This window comes from Streptantibioticus silvisoli (assembly GCF_027947535.2).
Classification (GTDB): domain Bacteria; phylum Actinomycetota; class Actinomycetes; order Streptomycetales; family Streptomycetaceae; genus Streptantibioticus_C; species Streptantibioticus_C silvisoli.
Genome location: NZ_JAAGKO020000018.1, coordinates 69,037 through 83,684, shown reverse-complemented (window position 1 = coordinate 83,684; position 14,648 = coordinate 69,037). Strand labels below are relative to the sequence as shown.

The window sequence follows — 14,648 nt, the reverse complement described above, 5'->3', positions numbered from 1 at the left end:
TCCGACGGCTCCGGCCGACGGGACGGGCGGGGCCGGCACGGCCCACCCGCGACGGAGGACCGCACGCAGAGGGGAACCACATGAACGAGGGCAAGCGCGCCCGTCCGCACTGGTGGCGCCGCCCCCAGGGGGCGCGCCGGGGCACCGCGGCACCGGCGGGCACCCCGTACGGGCCCGCCCCGGCGACTCCCCCCGCGGAAGACGCCGCGCCCCCCGCCGCGCCCCCCGACCGGCCCGGTCCCGCCCCCGACGCCGCCGAACCCGCCCCGGACGGCCGAACCGGTCCCGCCGGCCCCGACGTCCCCAACGACCCGTACGCGGTCACCATGCCCGGCGAGGGCGTCGGCGGCGGGCCGGCGTCCGGGGGCTGGCCGCCGCGTCCCACCGCGGCCGGCGACGGCGGCCGGCCGCCGGAGCGGCACGGCACCTCGCGGCTGCTGACCGGGGCGCTGGCCATCGCGGTCCTGGCCGGCGCGGCCGGCGGCCTGACCGGCGCGCTGATCGAACGCGGCGACGGCCGGGCCGGCGTGAGCCTGCCGCAGGCACCGGCCGGCAGCGACACCCGGGCGCCCGGCACGGTCGCCGGGATCGCCCAGGCCACGCTGCCCGGCGTGGTCTACATCCACGTCAAGGCGGGCGGCGAGGAGGCCACCGGCACCGGGATCGTGCTGGACACCGCCGGCCACATCCTCACCAACAACCACGTCGTCCAGCCGGCCGCCTCCAGCGGCACGATCAAGGTCACGCTGCAGAACGGCAGCAGCAGGTCCGCGTCCATCGTGGGCCGCGACACCGGCTACGACCTGGCCGTCGTCAAGGTCGGCGGCGTCCACGGCCTCAAACCGCTGACCCTGGGCAACTCCGCCACCGTCCGGGTCGGCGACCCCGTCATCGCCATCGGCGCCCCCTACGACCTGGAGGGCACCGTCACCTCCGGCATCGTCAGCGCCAAGGACCGCGCCATCACCGCGGCCGGCGACGGCGGCGGCAGCGACGTCTCCTACGTGGACGCCATACAGACCGACGCCCCCATCAACCCGGGCAACTCCGGCGGCCCGCTGATGAACAACCGGGGCGAGGTCATCGGCGTCAACAGTGCCATCCGGTCGGCCGACACCGACGGCGGCGGCCAGGGCGGCAGCATCGGCCTCGGCTTCGCCATCCCGGTCAACGAGGCCCGCCGGGTCGCCCAGCAGCTGATCAACAGCGGCCACGCCGTCCACCCGGTCGTCGGCGTCACCGTCGACATGCGCTACAACGGCGACGGCGCCCGGATCGCCGCGACCGGCGCCCACGGCAGCCCCGCCGTCACCCCGGACGGCCCGGGCGCCAGGGCGGGGCTGAAGGCCGGTGACGTCATCACCCAGGTCGACGGCGAGCAGGTCACCTCCGGTGAGGAACTGATCGTCCGCACCCGCAGCCACCTGCCGGGCGACACCGTCCGGCTGACCGTCGAGCGCGGCGGGCAGACGCTGCACGTCCGGCTGACGCTGGGCGGCTCCACCGGGAACTGACGCGCGCGGGGTCGGCGGCGGGTCTTTTCATACCTGCCGTTGACCACGCGCCCTCCCGCGATGCACGGGGTGCCAGGTACCGTGGTGGCTCCGGACGTTCCAAGGAGCTGCAACGGTGTTCTTCGACATAGGGCCATTCGAACTGGTCACCATCGTGCTCCTCGGCGTCATCGTCTTCGGCCCCGACAAGCTGCCGAAACTCATCCAGGACCTCACCGGGATGATCCGCAAGCTGCGGGAGTTCTCCGACAGCGCCAAGGCCGACCTGCGCAAGGAGCTCGGCCCGGAGTTCAAGGACTTCGAGTTCGAGGACCTCAACCCGAAGACGTTCGTCCGCAAGAACCTGCTGGAGAACGACAGCCTGGGCCTGAAGGAGCTGCGCAACAGCTTCGACCTCAAGGACGAGCTGTCCACCGTCACCGAGGCGGTCAGCGAGAGCGGCGTCACCGTGCGCACCGCCGGCGACCGCACCGCGAACGGCCCGGTCAACGGCTCCGACCTGCTGCGCAAGCGGGTCGCCGCCGACAACCCGCTCAGCCCCGGCGAGAACCCGCCGTTCGACGCCGACGCCACCTGAGCGGCCCCTCAACACACCGGTCCCCGCGACCACCTGACGGGATCGCTCCCCGGGCGCGGCTATCCTCCTAAGGCATGTCGTGCGGGGCCGCGGGCACCCAGGACACGCCAAGGTGGGACTCGCCCACGGGGTGGGGCGTGCAGGCCGCGCACGGGCGTGTGCCGACGAGACGTCAGGGCATCGAGGAAGGCGCCGCGCGTATGGAGACGACGAGCCGGGGCGGGGCGTCCGCGCCCAGCGGGGAACGCAACGAACCGCAGGCCGGGACACGGCCGATAGACGGCTACCTGCTGGCCGGGTTCCCCTGGTACGGGCTGGACGCCGCGTACGACGGGGAGCGCTGGCTGACCCAGGCCGGGTTCAGCGCCGAGGGCACCGTGGAACACGGCGCGCTCGGCCACGGCGACCGGCCCAGCCTGATGGCGGCGCTGCCGATGGCCGACCCGGAGGCCGAGCGCCAGCGGTTCGCCGTGGTGGTGACGCTGGGGGACCGGCCGGTGCGCACCAGCGCGGACGGCACCGGCACGCTGGAGGCCACCTCGGTCTCCTCCGCCGCCTGGCTGGCCGGCTCCGGGCTGCTGTCGTCGACCTGGCCGGGCCGGATGGACCGCGCGCTGCGCTCGGACTGGCTGGAGCAGCAGACCGCGATCGCCTGGGAGCTGGCCGACGACCTCGACGGCGACGCCTGGACCACGCTGAGCCTGCCGGTGGACGACGTGCCGACCCCGTTCCGCTACCGCGAGTCGGAGTACGGCTGGGTGCTGGCCGGTTCGGTCGAGGGCGCCCACCTCGGCGGCTACGGGCGCGGCATGAGCGCCTACGGCCTGGCCCTGGCCCGGGTGAAGGACCTCACCGCCTACGACGCGACGCTGTAGGGCACACGCCGCGGGCCCGCCCCCCCGACGGTCGGTGCGGGCCCGCGGGCGGACCCGGGGGAGCGGGGGGCCCGCACCGACGACGGACGGGGCGGGCCCGCGGGCGTACCGGGGGGAGCGGCGGTCAGAACTTGTTGCGCGGCGTGATGCCCAGTGACATGCCGGACAGCCCGCGCTGCCGGCCGCCGAGCTTGCCGGCGATGGTCAGCAGCGCGCCGGCGGCCGGCGAACCGGGGTCGCTCAGCACGACCGGGCGGCCGTCGTCGCCGCCCTCGCGCAGCCGCACGTCGATCGGGATCGAGCCGAGCACCGGCACGTTGGCCCCGGTGGTCTTCGTCAGGCCGTCGGCGACCCGCTGGCCGCCGCCGCTGCCGAAGACGTCCACCATCTCCCCGCAGTGCGGGCAGGGCAGGCCCGCCATGTTCTCGATGACGCCGACGATCTTCTGGTGGGTCTGCACCGCGATCGACCCGGCGCGCTCGGCGACCTCCGCGGCGGCCTGCTGCGGGGTGGTCACCACCAGGATCTCCGCGTTCGGCACCAGCTGCGCCACCGAGATCGCGATGTCGCCGGTGCCGGGCGGCAGGTCCAGCAGCAGCACGTCCAGGTCGCCCCAGTAGACGTCGGCCAGGAACTGCTGGAGCGCGCGGTGCAGCATCGGACCGCGCCAGACCACCGGCGCGTTGCCCGGGGTGAACATGCCGATGGAGATCACGCTCACGCCGTGCGAGGACGGCGGCATGATCATGTTCTCGACCTGGGTGGGCCGGCCCTCCACGCCCAGCATCCGCGGCACCGAGTGCCCGTAGATGTCGGCGTCGACCACGCCCACCTTCAGCCCGTCGGCCGCCATGGCCGCCGCCAGGTTGACCGTCACCGAGGACTTGCCGACGCCGCCCTTGCCGGAGGCGACCGCGTAGACCCGGGTCAGCGTGCCCGGCTTGGCGAACGGGATCTCCCGCTCGGTCTGGCCGCCGCGCAGCGAGGACGCCAGGTCCCGGCGCTGCTCGTCGCTCATCACGTCCAGCTCGACCTCGACCCGGCGGACCCCGGCGACCCGCGCCACCGCGTCCGTCACGTTCTTGGTGATCGTCTCGCGCAGCGGACAGCCGGAGACGGTGAGGTAGATGCCGACGCGTACCGTGCCGTCCTCACCGGCCTCCACCGACTTGACCATGCCCAGGTCGGTGATCGGCTTGTGGATCTCGGGATCGTTCACCGTCGCCAGCGCGGCGCGCACCGCGTCGGTGTCCGGCGTGGTGGCCGGGGGAGTGTCGGTAGCCATACGGTCGATGGTACGGCGCCGCACCGGCGTTCACGGACGGGTCGGCCGGTCGCCTTCCTCACGTACCGCGCCGGTCAGCTCCGCGTACAACCGCTCCTCCAGGTCCTTGACGACGTCCTGGAGTTCGGAGCGGATCCAGTCGCGGGTGGCGACCTCGCCGAGGTTCATCCGCAGCGCGGCGATCTCCCGGGTGAGGTACTCGGTGTCGGCGATGCTGCGTTCGTTCTGCCGCCGGTCCTGCTCCAGGTTGACCCGGTCGCGGTCGTCCTGCCGGTTCTGCGCCAGCAGGATCAGCGGCGCCGCGTAGGAGGCCTGGAGCGACAGGGCCAGCGTCAGGAAGATGAACGGGTACTCGTCGAACCGCAGGTGGCGGGGCATGGAGACGTTCCAGATGACCCAGCCGATGATGACCACCGTCATCCAGACGATGAACCGGCCGGTGCCCAGGAACCGCGCGATCCGCTCGCTCAGCCGGGCGAACGCCTCCGGGTCCCACGAGGGCAGCACCCGGCGCCCCGGTTCGCGCGGCTGGTCCAGCCGCGTCCTGCTGCCGCCGCGCGGTGTGACCGGCGACGCGCCGCCCGGCGACTTGCCCCGTTCGGCACCCGCCCCGCGCCCGGTGCGTTCAGCGGCCATCGGCGTCCTCCCCCAACTGCGCTACGGATGACAGCTCGTCGTGCGCCGCCGAGTCCCGCCAGTCCTCCGGCAGGAGATGGTCGAGCACGTCGTCGACCGTCACCGCGCCCAGCAGCGAACCGCTGTCGTCCACCACCGGCGCGGCGATCATGTTGTACGTGGCCAGGTAGCTGGTCACCGCCGGCAGCGCGGTGTCCGGCGTCAGCGGCCGCAGGTCGGTGTCGGCGATCGCGCCCACCAGGGTGAACGGCGGATCGCGCAGCAGCCGCTGGAAGTGCACGACGCCCAGGTACTTGCCGGTCGGCGTCTCGTCCGGCGGCCGGCACACGTAGACCTGCGCGGCCAGCGCCGGCGACAGGTCCTGGTTGCGCACCCGCGCCAGCGCCTCCGCCACGGTGGCGTCCGGCCGCAGCACGATCGGCTCGGTCGTCATCAGACCGCCCGCGGTGTGCTCCTCGTACGTCAGCAGCCGACGCAGCGGCGCGGCGTCCTGCGGCTGCATCAGCGTCAGCAGGCGTTCCTTCTCCGCCTCCGGCAGCTCCGACAGCAGGTCGGCCGCGTCGTCGGGGTCCATCGCCTCCAGCACGTCGGCGGCGCGTTCCTCGGCGAGCTTGCTGAGGATCTCCACCTGGTCGTCCTCCGGCAGCTCCTCCAGCACGTCGGCCAGCCGGTCGTCGTCGAGCGCCGCCGCGACCTCGCCGCGGCGCTTCTCCGACAGGTGGTGCAGGACGTTCGCCAGGTCCGCCGGGCGCAGTTGCTCGAAGGTGGCCAGCAGGCTCGCGGCGCCCTGGCCGTGCTCGACGGCGGCGAACCCGCTCACCGCCGACCAGTCCACCGTCAGCGTCTCGCCCCGGCGCCGCAGCGCCCCGCCGCGGCCGCGCCGCACGAAGACCTTGTCGACCTCCCAGTCGCGCCGGGCCGGCAGCTGCACCATGGACACGTCGAGCACGGTGACGTCCTCGCCGGCCGCCGCCAGCCGCACCTTGCGGTCCAGCAGTTCGCCCAGCACCAGGGTCTCGGCCTCCCGCTGCTCGAAGCGCCGCAGGTTGACCACGCCGGTGGTGATGACCTGGCCGGACTCCAGGCCGATGACCCGGGTCATCGGCAGGAAGATCCGGTGCCGGCTGACGACCTCGACCACCAGGCCCAGCACGCGCGGCGGACGCCCGCCGACGCGCAGGATGACGACCACGTCCCGGACCCGGCCGACCTGGTCGCCGTTGGGGTCGAACACCGCGACCCCGGCGAGCCGGGAGATGAACACCCGGGGGGCTCCTGCGACCATGCGGACCTCCCCCTCTCGCGGATATCCGGCGCGGCCCGCGCGCATGTCGCCGCCGGACCGCCGCCGGGCCACCGTCACCCTATCCGCCGCCACCCCCGCGGGCACGACATGGGTTGCCGACGGGCGCCGGGGAACCGGTCAGGGGCCGGCCGGATCAGTCCTCGGCGCGCCGGCGGCGCAGCAGCAGGCGGGGCAGCGAACGGGGGATCGGGTGGCGGGTGGTGGCCGGGGTGGGCGGCGGGGCCGCGGCGCCGGAGCCGGTCGGGATGACGGTGGGCGACTCCACCGGTGCGCCGTCCGGGGTCAGGCGCAGCACGCGGCAGGTCCGCGCCCAGCGCTCCGGCATGTCGGCGAAGTCCGGGGCGTTGAGGCGCTTGCCCTTCAGCTCGCCGACCGCGGCCTGCCAGCTGTCGGAGTGCGGTGCGAGTTCCGCCACGCGGGCGGGGAAGGCGACGAGACGGCCGCCCTTGTCCTTGCTGCGCAGCGTCACCACGGCGGTGCCGCCGTCGGTCAGCCCGCGCAACGGCTGCTCGCCGGGACCGCCGACCAGGCAGACCGCGCCGTCGATCCACAGGTACCACAGGCCCACCGCCGGGCCGGCGTCCTCGCCGCGCACCCACAGCAGGCCGGATTTCTTGGCCGCCTCCTCGATCAGAGCGCGGTCCAGCGGGGTCGGTGTCTGCGCCTGAGCCATACGCGCAGCCTATTGCCTCAACGCCCCCGATTAGGCTGATGGAGTCCCTGGAATCCCCCTTCGCCGCCCCGAGGAGCAACCGTGCCAGGCGCCCCGCGCACCACGCGGCCGGGCACCGCCCCCGCCGGACCCGACGCCGCCGGCCCGCCCGGCCCCGGCGCGCGCCGGCTGGACCTGGGCCTGCTGGCGGTCGCGATCAGCGGGGTGTCGGTCTCGGCGCCGCTGATCGCCTCGACGGCGGCGCCCGCGCTGGCGATCGCGTTCTGGCGCAACGCCATGGCCATGGGCGTGATGAGCCCGTTCGCCCTGCTGCGCGGGCGCGCGGAGCTGCGCCGGATGACCCGCCGCGAGGTGGGCCTGTCCGCGCTGTCCGGGGTGGTGCTGGCGCTGCACTTCGGGCTGTGGCTGCCGAGCCTGTCGATGACGTCGGTGGCCTCCTCGACGGCACTGGTGACGACCACGCCGATCTGGACCACGCTGTTCCTGCGGATGCGCGGGCAGCGGCAGCCGTGGCTGGTGTGGGCCGGCACCGCGCTGGCGTTCGTCGGCGTGCTGCTGGTGTCGGGCGTGGACCTGACGACGTCCGGGCGGGCGCTGGCCGGGGACGCGCTGGCGCTGGGCGGCGGGATCGCGGCCGCCGGGTACGTGCTGCTGGGCTCGCGGGTGCGCCGCACGGTGAGCACCTTGTCGTACACCTACGTCTGCTACGGCACGACCGCCGTGGTGCTGCTGGCGGCGTGCCTGGCCGACGGGGCGTCGGTGGGCGCCGGCTACAGCGGGCAGACCTGGGTCAAGCTGGCCGCGCTCACCGTCGCCGCGCAACTGCTGGGGCACTCGCTGCTGAACCGGGTGGTGCGCGGGCTCGGGCCGTCGGTGACGTCCACCGCGATCCTGCTGGAGACGCCGGGCGCCGCGCTGATCGCCGCTGTATGGCTCGGCCAGCACCCGCCGGTGGCCGTCTACCCGGCGCTGCTGGTCATCCTGGCCGGGCTCGTGCTGGTGGTGCTCGGCGGCCGCGGGCCGGTCGCCGAGCCGTCGCAGCTCACCCCGGTGTGACGGTCACAGCCAGCCGTTGCGCCGGAAGCCGCGGTGGATGGCGAAGCAGACCGCGACCATCGCGACGAGCACCACGTAGTAGCCGTACTTGGTGTGCAGTTCGGGCATGTGGTCGAAGTTCATGCCGTAGACGCCGGTGATCATCGTGGGCACTGCCAGGATCGCCGCCCACGCGGTGATCTTGCGCATGTCCTCGTTCTGCGCGACGGTCGCCTGCGCCAGGTTGGCCTGGAGGATGGAGTTGAGCAGGTCGTCGTAGCCCACCACCTGCTCGTGCACCCGCACCAGGTGGTCGGCGACGTCGCGGAAGTACTTCTGGATGTCGGGGTCGACCACCCGCATCGGCCGCTCGCTCAGCAGCTGCATCGGCCGCAGCAGCGGCGAGACCGCCCGCTTGAACTCCAGCACCTCGCGCTTGAGCTGGTAGATCCGCCCGGCGGTGTCCATGCCCTGGCCCTTGCCGGCCGGCTCGGCGGAGAAGACGTCGCTCTCCACGTCCTCGATGTCGTTCTGCACCGCGTCGCTGACCGTCAGGTAGTCGTCGACGACCCGGTCGGCGATGGAGTGCAGCACCGCGCTGGGCCCCTTCGCCAGCAGCTCCGGGTCGCACTCCAGGCGGTGCCGCAGCGACCGCAGCGACCCGTGGCCGCCGTGCCGCACGGTGATGACGAAGTCGGGCGCGGTGAAGACCATCACCTCACCGGTCTCCACCACCTCGCTGTTGGCGGTCAGTTCGGCGTGCTCGACGTAGCGGATCGTCTTGAAGACGGTGAAGAGCATGTCGTCGTACCGCTCCAGCTTCGGGCGCTGGTGGGCGTGCACGGCGTCCTCGACGGCCAGCGGGTGCAGCCCGAACTCTTGGGCCAGCCCGGCGAACTCGGCCTCACCGGGCTCGTGCAGCCCGATCCAGACGAACCCCTCGCCCCGCTCGCGGACCTCCCGCAGCGCGGCGCGCGGCAGGACACGTTCGGTGCAACGGCGGCCGTCGCGGTAGACCGCGCAGTCGACCACCGAGTCCGGCAGCGCCTCGGCGGACCCGGCGCCGCCGGGGGCCGCTCCGGACGGGCCGGCGGCCGCGCCCTTGCGCAGGGAGGGTCGGACGGCCGCACGCAGTTCGCGCATCATCGACATGGCAAGCTCCTTCCGGGACCGGCCGTGGACACCAGGCGGATGCCCGCGGCGCAGCGGTGACGAGGAAAAGGAACTCTTCCGGGAGTGTCCGGCGGCACCGGTGCCGCGAACACGACGAGTGTGAAGGCGATGCCCGCAACCCGGCCCGCACGACCCGTGGCGGCCGGCCGACGCCGGACCGGTGGAGAACCGCCTGCGACGGCGGTGACCACGGGGTTTCCCGGTCTTTACGGCCGGGTAGTGGGGCAACGATCAGGCGAGGGTGACGCGTTCGCCGGAAGAGCTATCGGTACTGCACGGTCGACTCGGATCTCCCATTGCAGCCCCACCTCCTCCAGCCTGTCCCCGTGGGGAGCGCCATGCCGGACCCGCCATGCCCTGGCGGCCAGCGCTCCACTTTACCAAGATCGCCGCCCGGCCCGTGCACCACCCCTGTTTCGGCCCTCGTTCTATGCTCGGCCCATGGCTGCTGATGTGCTGGAGCTGACCGAGAACCGGCTGAGGTCGGCGCTGGGCGAACCGGGCGCCCGGGCGGCGGTCACCTTCGTGGGCACCGACCGCATCGAGGTGCTGCGCTTCGACGACCCCGCCGCCGGCGTGGTGCGGTACGCCACGCTCGGCATGTCCGCCGCCGCGATGACCGACCCGCTCGCCGCGGTCGCCGACGCCGAGCGCGGACCGCGCGCCGAACTGGTGCTCTCGGTGCGCGCCGGATTCGCCGCGACCGACCAGGTACTGCGCCCGCTGGCGGTGCTGGCCGCCTCGCCGCAGGTGGAGGGCCTGGTGATCACCCCCGGCGCGTCGCTGGACACCGGTGAACCGCTGTGGCCCGGCGCGCCGTTCACCGCCGTGCTGGTCGCCGAACCGGGCGGCCTGGTGCCCGACCTGGAGCTGGACGCCCCCCGCGACCCGGTGCGCTTCTACCCGCTGCTGCCGATGACGCCGACCGAGGCCGCCTGGAAACGGGTGCACGGCGCCGGCGCCCTGCACGACCGCTGGCTGACCGCCGCCACCGACCTGCGCGACCCGCTGCGCCGCTCGGTGCCGCTGGGGTGAGCGGGGGCGTGCCCGGGGCGGGACGCCGGGCGGGGCGCGGCGGCGGCCGGGTGCCGGGGGCGTCGGAAGCCGCTGGGGGAGCCGGGACGCCGGGTGCGGCGGGGCTGCGGCCGGGTGCCGGGGGCGTCGGAAGCCGCTGGGGGAGCCGGGACGCTGGGTGAGGTCGGCGCTGCGGCTGGGTGCCGGGGGTGCCGGGGGCCGCTGCGGCTGGGTGCCGGGGGTGCCGGACGCCGTCGGAGGTGCCGTGTGCCGTGGTGGCCGGACGCCGTAGGCCGACCGCCGGGGGGCGCTGAGCGCCGGCGCCCGCCGGGCGTGCCGCGCGGTCATGTGCGGTCGGCGTGGGCGCCGGGTGGTGCCGGGGTGAGCGCCGGGTGCCGTCCCGGTGATACCGGGCGCCGGGCCGTCGCGCCCGCTTGACCCGCCGGGCGACCGGGAGGACCGTGGGTCGGTATGAGAGGTGAACCCAGTTGCCCGAAGTGCGGCGGCCGGGTCAGGACTCCTGGTCTCTTCGCCGATTCCTGGCAGTGCGCCGTGCATGGCGCCGTCCAGCCCGTGCAGCCGGTGGTGCCGCCCAGCGTCGAGGCGCTCGGGGTGGTCGCGGCCCGGTCCAGGGTGCCGGTGTGGATGCCCTGGCCGCTGCCGGTCGGCTGGCTGTTCACCGGTGCGGCGTCGGCGGGCGACGACCGGGCCGGCGGACGGGCCAGCGTGATCGCCTGCTCCGGCCCCGGACCGCTCGGCGGCGCCGGTGAGATGCTGCTGATCGCGGAGGAGCTCGGCGTCGGCCTCGGCGCCCGCTACGCCGGCGTGCCCGGCCCCGACCCCGGCCCGCGGATGCCGCCGCACGCCCCCGCGCACGCCAAGGTGCTGGCGGCCGGCCACCCCACCGCGCTGTGGAACGTCCCCGACGCCCCCGACGACCGCGCCGTCTACGCCGGCGAGGCCTTCGGCCTGTGGCTGTGGGCCGTCATCTGGCCGGAACGCGCCGGGATGCTGCTGTACGAGGACATCGTGCTGGCCGACGTCCGCGAGGCCGGCCCCGAGGTCGATCTGCTGCCCTGCGGCGCGCTTTCCCCGCGACTGCTGTCCTGACCCGAAGCGCACCCTTGGGATTGCGGGGTGTCGGCGGCGGTTATCCTTGCATTCGCAAGCTGCGACGGCGGCGTGCGGACGTTCGACCGCCGGGTGCGGAACCGGACGGCCGCCGGGACCGGGCCCTGTGTTCCGCGGCCCCGAATGCCGTTACCGTTGCTCCCGCGGCGCTCGTGCACCCCACGCGCGCCGACCGCGCTGCCCACCCGTGCCGCCAGTGGTCCACGGTGGGGCGGCGCCCGCAGTTCCGCAGCAGTTCGTGACACCGACGCGACCGAGACCGACGAAGGAGTGCCCGCCGTGCGCATCGACCTGCACGCCCACTCCACCGCGTCCGACGGCACCGACTCCCCGACCGAACTCGTGCGCAACGCGGCCGGCGCCGGGCTGGACGTCGTCGCCATCACCGACCACGACACGGTCGGCGGCCATGAGCAGGCCGCCGCGGCGGTGCGTGAGCTGGACCGGCCGCTGACGCTGGTGCGCGGCGCCGAACTGTCGTGCCGGCTCGGTGGCACCGGCGTGCACATGCTGGCCTACCTGTTCGACCCCGAGGAGCCGGACCTCGCCCGCGAGCGCGAACTGGTCCGCGACGACCGGGTGCCGCGCGCGCAGGCCATGGTCGCCCGGCTGCGCGACCTCGACGTGCCGGTGACCTGGCAGCAGGTGGCCCGTATCGCCGGCGACGGCTCGGTCGGCCGCCCGCACATCGCCTCCGCCCTGGTCGAACTCGGCGTGGTGCCCACCGTCTCCGACGCCTTCAGCGACCTGTGGCTCGGCGACGGCGGCCGGGCCTACGTCGGCAAGCACGAACTCGACCCCTTCGACGCGGTCCGCCTGGTCAAGGCGGCCGGCGGCGTCACCGTCTTCGCCCACCCGGCGGCCGTCAAGCGCGGCCGGACGGTCCCGGAGAGCGCGATCGCCGAACTGGCCGCCGCCGGGCTGGACGGCCTCGAGGTCGACCACATGGACCACGACGAGCCCACCCGGGCCCGGTTGCGTTCCCTCGCCGCCGAACTCGGCCTGCTCACCACCGGATCCAGCGACTACCACGGCAGCCGCAAGACGGTCCGCCTCGGCGAGTACACCACCGACCCCGAGGTCTACCGGGAGATCTCCCGCCGGGCCACCGGGGCGGTCCCCATCTCCGCGATCTAGGGCGGGTCCTGCGGGGCCCGGCGGGCACACGGCCCACCGCGCTCCCCGGGACCCGCCCCAGGCGCACCGACCCGCACCGCCGCGGGTCCCGCCGCCCCGCGCGCCCACCGGGCCGTTCCGTCCGGCGCGTCCGCACGGCGCGATCCACCGCGCCCGCCGGCCCGCCGCACCGCGGGCCGCACCCCCACCCGTCCCCATGCCGGCCGCCGCACGACGCGCGGCCGTACCGAACCGCGAAAGTCCGCCCTGCCATGTTCGACGTCACCCTGTTCGGATCGGTCTTCGTCACCCTCTTCGTGATCATGGACCCGCCCGGGATCACGCCCATCTTCCTCGCCCTGACCGGCGGCCGCCCGCACAAGACCCAGCGCCGGATGGCCTGGCAGGCCGTGCTGGTCGCCTTCGGGGTGATCGCGGTCTTCGCGGTGTGCGGCCAGCAGATCCTGGACTACCTGCACGTGTCGGTGCCCGCGCTGCGGATCTCCGGCGGGCTGCTCCTGCTGCTGATCGCGCTGGACCTGCTGACCGGCAAGTCCGACGAACCCAGCCAGACCAAGGACGTCAACGTGGCCCTGGTGCCGCTGGGGATGCCGCTGCTGGCCGGACCCGGCGCCATCGTCACCGTGATCCTCGCCGTCCAGCACGCCGACGGCGGCGCGCAGCTGCTGTCGGTGTGGACGGCCATCGTCGCCATGCACGTGGTGCTGTGGCTGACGATGCGCTACTCGCTGGCGATCATCCGGCTGATCAAGGACGGCGGCGTGGTGCTGGTGACCAGGCTCTCCGGAATGCTGCTGTCCGCGATCGCGGTCCAGCAGGTGGCCAACGGGGTCATGGGCTTCGTACACGGCACCTGACCCCGCCGGCCCCCCGTCACGGAAGGACGGGGATCACTGCTCGGCGGGCCGTATATAGATCCGCTGGCCGGTCTCCGCGGCCTGTTGTACGTACTGCCGCACGCAGGCGGCGTCCACGATCGTGCTGTCGATGGCGTTGCCGTTGATGTCGTCGAGACGCATGATCTCGAACAGCGCGTTCTCCATGCGCATGGAAAGCTCCCTTCGCTCGGGGAGGACTGCGACGTCCACCAGTGAAGTCCGCCGCTGCTTCGCACCGGCTTCACGGTGATTGCTTGTGGGTTACATCACCGTCCAACGCCTATCGCACCGAAAATCTTCCCTGAGCGAAAGAAATTTTTTCGCCGTTCAACTCCGCTGAGCGTCCCGCCCGTCGCCGACAGCAGCGAAAGCGCAGGTGAGCGGCCGGGCGCGGCGGCGGTCAGCCGGTGGCCGAACCCCAGAAGTCGTCCAGGAGCGCGGCGGTGTCCGCCGGGCGTTCGGCGTTGGGGGAGTGCTCGGCGCCCGTGACGACCTCGCGCCGGGCGCCGAGCCGGACCGCCATCTCGTCCTGCCAGGGCACCGGCCACGCGTAGTCCGCCTCGCCGGAGATCACCAGCTTCGGCATCCCCACCGCCGCCAGCTCCTCGACGCGGTCCGGCTCGGACATCAACTGCCGCCCGGTCGCCAGCAGTTGCTGCGGGGTGTTGGCCAGCCACCGCTGGTGCAGGAACTCGTCCACCCCGTCCGCGACCCCGGTCACCGCCGCCGCGTCCACCGTCTGCGCGGCGTCCATCTCCTGCATCGCCTGCCAGATGCTCTCCAGGTCCATGGTGGCCAGCGCGTCCACCAGCAGGTTCGTCCGCACCTGCTGGGCGGCGTCGATCGCGGCCGGCCCGGTGCTCATCAGCGTCAGCGACGCCCACGCCTGCGGTTCGCCACCGTCGAGCACCGCCGCCCGCGCCAGCAGACCGCCCATCGAGTGCCCCAGCAGATGCACCGGCCGGTCCGCCGCCAGCGCCTTCGCCTGCGCCATGAGGTCGGCCACCAGCTCACCGCGGGCGTACGCCTCCTCCGCGCGCGGGCCACCGGTCTCGTACTGCCCGCGCCCGTCCACCGCGACGACCCGCCAGCCGGCCGCCGCCAGCGGCTCCAGCAGCCCGATGAAGTCCTCCTTGCTGCCGGTGAACCCCGGTACCAGCAACGCGGTCCCGCGCCGCGCCGCCCCGGCGTCCAGCACGGCGAACGACCCGCGCGAGGTCTCCAGGCGGTACGCCCGCGCGGAGTCGGGCAGCTGCAACATCGGCGGTCGGCTCATGGCCGTCAGGCTAGCCGCCGCCCCGCCGGCCGCAGTAGCCCGCGCCGCACCGCCGCGCCCCCGCGTACGCCGGGTGGCCGCGTGCCCGCGTACGCGGGTGTCACCGTTGCCCACCGGGCGCAGACCAAGGGGTGGCCG

General features: G+C 74.2%; 15 protein-coding genes. 8 read left to right on the top strand and 7 right to left on the bottom strand.

Annotation, left to right across the window (positions count from 1 at the left end; all coding sequences use genetic code 11):
* Window positions 1-80: 80 nt before the first annotated feature.
* From POF43_RS14400 to POF43_RS14390, 3 genes are all read left to right on the top strand, one after another.
* Entirely contained in the window at window positions 81-1,514 is a 1,434-nt protein-coding gene (locus tag POF43_RS14400; RefSeq protein ID WP_282704582.1) for a S1C family serine protease, read from the top strand.
* Window positions 1,515-1,629: 115 nt separating this feature from the next.
* Window positions 1,630-2,091, top strand: coding sequence for a sec-independent translocase (locus POF43_RS14395; protein ID WP_271314993.1), 462 nt, complete (start codon window positions 1,630-1,632; stop codon window positions 2,089-2,091).
* Window positions 2,092-2,291: 200 nt separating this feature from the next.
* Window positions 2,292-2,966, top strand: coding sequence for a hypothetical protein (locus POF43_RS14390; RefSeq protein WP_271314992.1), 675 nt, complete (start codon window positions 2,292-2,294; stop codon window positions 2,964-2,966).
* Window positions 2,967-3,090: 124 nt separating this feature from the next.
* On the opposite strand, the gene POF43_RS14385 is transcribed toward POF43_RS14390, so the two are convergent.
* The 4 genes from POF43_RS14385 to POF43_RS14370 form a co-directional block, all read right to left on the bottom strand.
* Window positions 3,091-4,251: an Mrp/NBP35 family ATP-binding protein gene (locus tag POF43_RS14385; protein WP_271314991.1), complete on the bottom strand. Its 1,161-nt coding sequence runs from the start codon at window positions 4,249-4,251 to the stop codon at window positions 3,091-3,093.
* A 30-nt stretch (window positions 4,252-4,281) separates the two neighbouring features.
* Window positions 4,282-4,887: a DUF1003 domain-containing protein gene (locus tag POF43_RS14380; RefSeq protein WP_271314990.1), complete on the bottom strand. Its 606-nt coding sequence runs from the start codon at window positions 4,885-4,887 to the stop codon at window positions 4,282-4,284.
* Entirely contained in the window at window positions 4,877-6,172 is a 1,296-nt protein-coding gene (locus tag POF43_RS14375) for a magnesium transporter MgtE N-terminal domain-containing protein (protein WP_271314989.1), read from the bottom strand. Before POF43_RS14375 ends, POF43_RS14380 begins: the two co-directional genes overlap by 11 nt.
* 154 nt (window positions 6,173-6,326) lie before the next feature.
* Window positions 6,327-6,866, bottom strand: a complete 540-nt coding sequence (locus POF43_RS14370; protein WP_282698722.1) for a hypothetical protein — start codon at window positions 6,864-6,866, stop codon at window positions 6,327-6,329.
* A gap of 81 nt (window positions 6,867-6,947) precedes the next feature.
* On the opposite strand from POF43_RS14370, the gene POF43_RS14365 reads away from it, so the two are divergent.
* Window positions 6,948-7,922 carry a DMT family transporter gene (locus POF43_RS14365; RefSeq protein WP_372516005.1) on the top strand — a complete coding sequence of 325 codons (975 nt, stop codon included), beginning with the start codon at window positions 6,948-6,950 and terminating at the stop codon, window positions 7,920-7,922.
* Window positions 7,923-7,925: 3 nt separating this feature from the next.
* Here POF43_RS14365 and POF43_RS14360 read toward each other — a convergent pair whose 3' ends face one another.
* Window positions 7,926-9,053, bottom strand: coding sequence for a magnesium and cobalt transport protein CorA (locus tag POF43_RS14360; RefSeq protein ID WP_271317888.1), 1,128 nt, complete (start codon window positions 9,051-9,053; stop codon window positions 7,926-7,928).
* A gap of 462 nt (window positions 9,054-9,515) precedes the next feature.
* Here POF43_RS14360 and POF43_RS14355 point away from each other — a divergent pair, with 462 nt between their 5' ends.
* The 4 genes from POF43_RS14355 (at window position 9,516) to POF43_RS14340 (ending at window position 13,213) form a co-directional block, all read left to right on the top strand.
* Window positions 9,516-10,109 carry a suppressor of fused domain protein gene (locus POF43_RS14355; RefSeq protein ID WP_271317887.1) on the top strand — a complete coding sequence of 198 codons (594 nt, stop codon included), beginning with the start codon at window positions 9,516-9,518 and terminating at the stop codon, window positions 10,107-10,109.
* Window positions 10,110-10,559: 450 nt separating this feature from the next.
* Window positions 10,560-11,198: a DUF6758 family protein gene (locus tag POF43_RS14350; protein WP_271315032.1), complete on the top strand. Its 639-nt coding sequence runs from the start codon at window positions 10,560-10,562 to the stop codon at window positions 11,196-11,198.
* Between the two features lie 300 nt (window positions 11,199-11,498).
* The gene (locus POF43_RS14345; RefSeq protein WP_271323532.1) at window positions 11,499-12,356 is read left to right on the top strand and encodes a PHP domain-containing protein; all 858 of its coding nucleotides are present in this window, start codon (window positions 11,499-11,501) and stop codon (window positions 12,354-12,356) included.
* 251 nt (window positions 12,357-12,607) lie between these two features.
* Window positions 12,608-13,213 carry a MarC family protein gene (locus tag POF43_RS14340; protein WP_271315034.1) on the top strand — a complete coding sequence of 202 codons (606 nt, stop codon included), beginning with the start codon at window positions 12,608-12,610 and terminating at the stop codon, window positions 13,211-13,213.
* Between the two features lie 33 nt (window positions 13,214-13,246).
* Here POF43_RS14340 and POF43_RS14335 read toward each other — a convergent pair whose 3' ends face one another.
* Together POF43_RS14335 and POF43_RS14330 are read right to left on the bottom strand one after the other, a co-directional pair.
* Window positions 13,247-13,399, bottom strand: coding sequence for a DUF8834 family protein (locus tag POF43_RS14335; RefSeq protein ID WP_500692305.1), 153 nt, complete (start codon window positions 13,397-13,399; stop codon window positions 13,247-13,249).
* 235 nt (window positions 13,400-13,634) lie between these two features.
* Window positions 13,635-14,510, bottom strand: a complete 876-nt coding sequence (locus tag POF43_RS14330) for an alpha/beta fold hydrolase (protein ID WP_271323531.1) — start codon at window positions 14,508-14,510, stop codon at window positions 13,635-13,637.
* Between the last annotated feature and the right edge of the window lie 138 nt (window positions 14,511-14,648).

Coding starts and splice junctions, on each gene's coding strand:
- POF43_RS14385 (WP_271314991.1), bottom strand. CDS start 4,251: ATGGCTACCGACACTCCCCCGGCCACCACGCCGGACACCGACGCGGTG.
- POF43_RS14370 (WP_282698722.1), bottom strand. CDS start 6,866: ATGGCTCAGGCGCAGACACCGACCCCGCTGGACCGCGCTCTGATCGAG.
- POF43_RS14375 (WP_271314989.1), bottom strand. CDS start 6,172: ATGGTCGCAGGAGCCCCCCGGGTGTTCATCTCCCGGCTCGCCGGGGTC.
- POF43_RS14360 (WP_271317888.1), bottom strand. CDS start 9,053: ATGTCGATGATGCGCGAACTGCGTGCGGCCGTCCGACCCTCCCTGCGC.
- POF43_RS14340 (WP_271315034.1), top strand. CDS start 12,608: ATGTTCGACGTCACCCTGTTCGGATCGGTCTTCGTCACCCTCTTCGTG.
- POF43_RS14330 (WP_271323531.1), bottom strand. CDS start 14,510: ATGAGCCGACCGCCGATGTTGCAGCTGCCCGACTCCGCGCGGGCGTAC.
- POF43_RS14355 (WP_271317887.1), top strand. CDS start 9,516: ATGGCTGCTGATGTGCTGGAGCTGACCGAGAACCGGCTGAGGTCGGCG.
- POF43_RS14390 (WP_271314992.1), top strand. CDS start 2,292: ATGGAGACGACGAGCCGGGGCGGGGCGTCCGCGCCCAGCGGGGAACGC.
- POF43_RS14335 (WP_500692305.1), bottom strand. CDS start 13,399: ATGGAGAACGCGCTGTTCGAGATCATGCGTCTCGACGACATCAACGGC.
- POF43_RS14350 (WP_271315032.1), top strand. CDS start 10,560: ATGAGAGGTGAACCCAGTTGCCCGAAGTGCGGCGGCCGGGTCAGGACT.
- POF43_RS14400 (WP_282704582.1), top strand. CDS start 81: ATGAACGAGGGCAAGCGCGCCCGTCCGCACTGGTGGCGCCGCCCCCAG.
- POF43_RS14380 (WP_271314990.1), bottom strand. CDS start 4,887: ATGGCCGCTGAACGCACCGGGCGCGGGGCGGGTGCCGAACGGGGCAAG.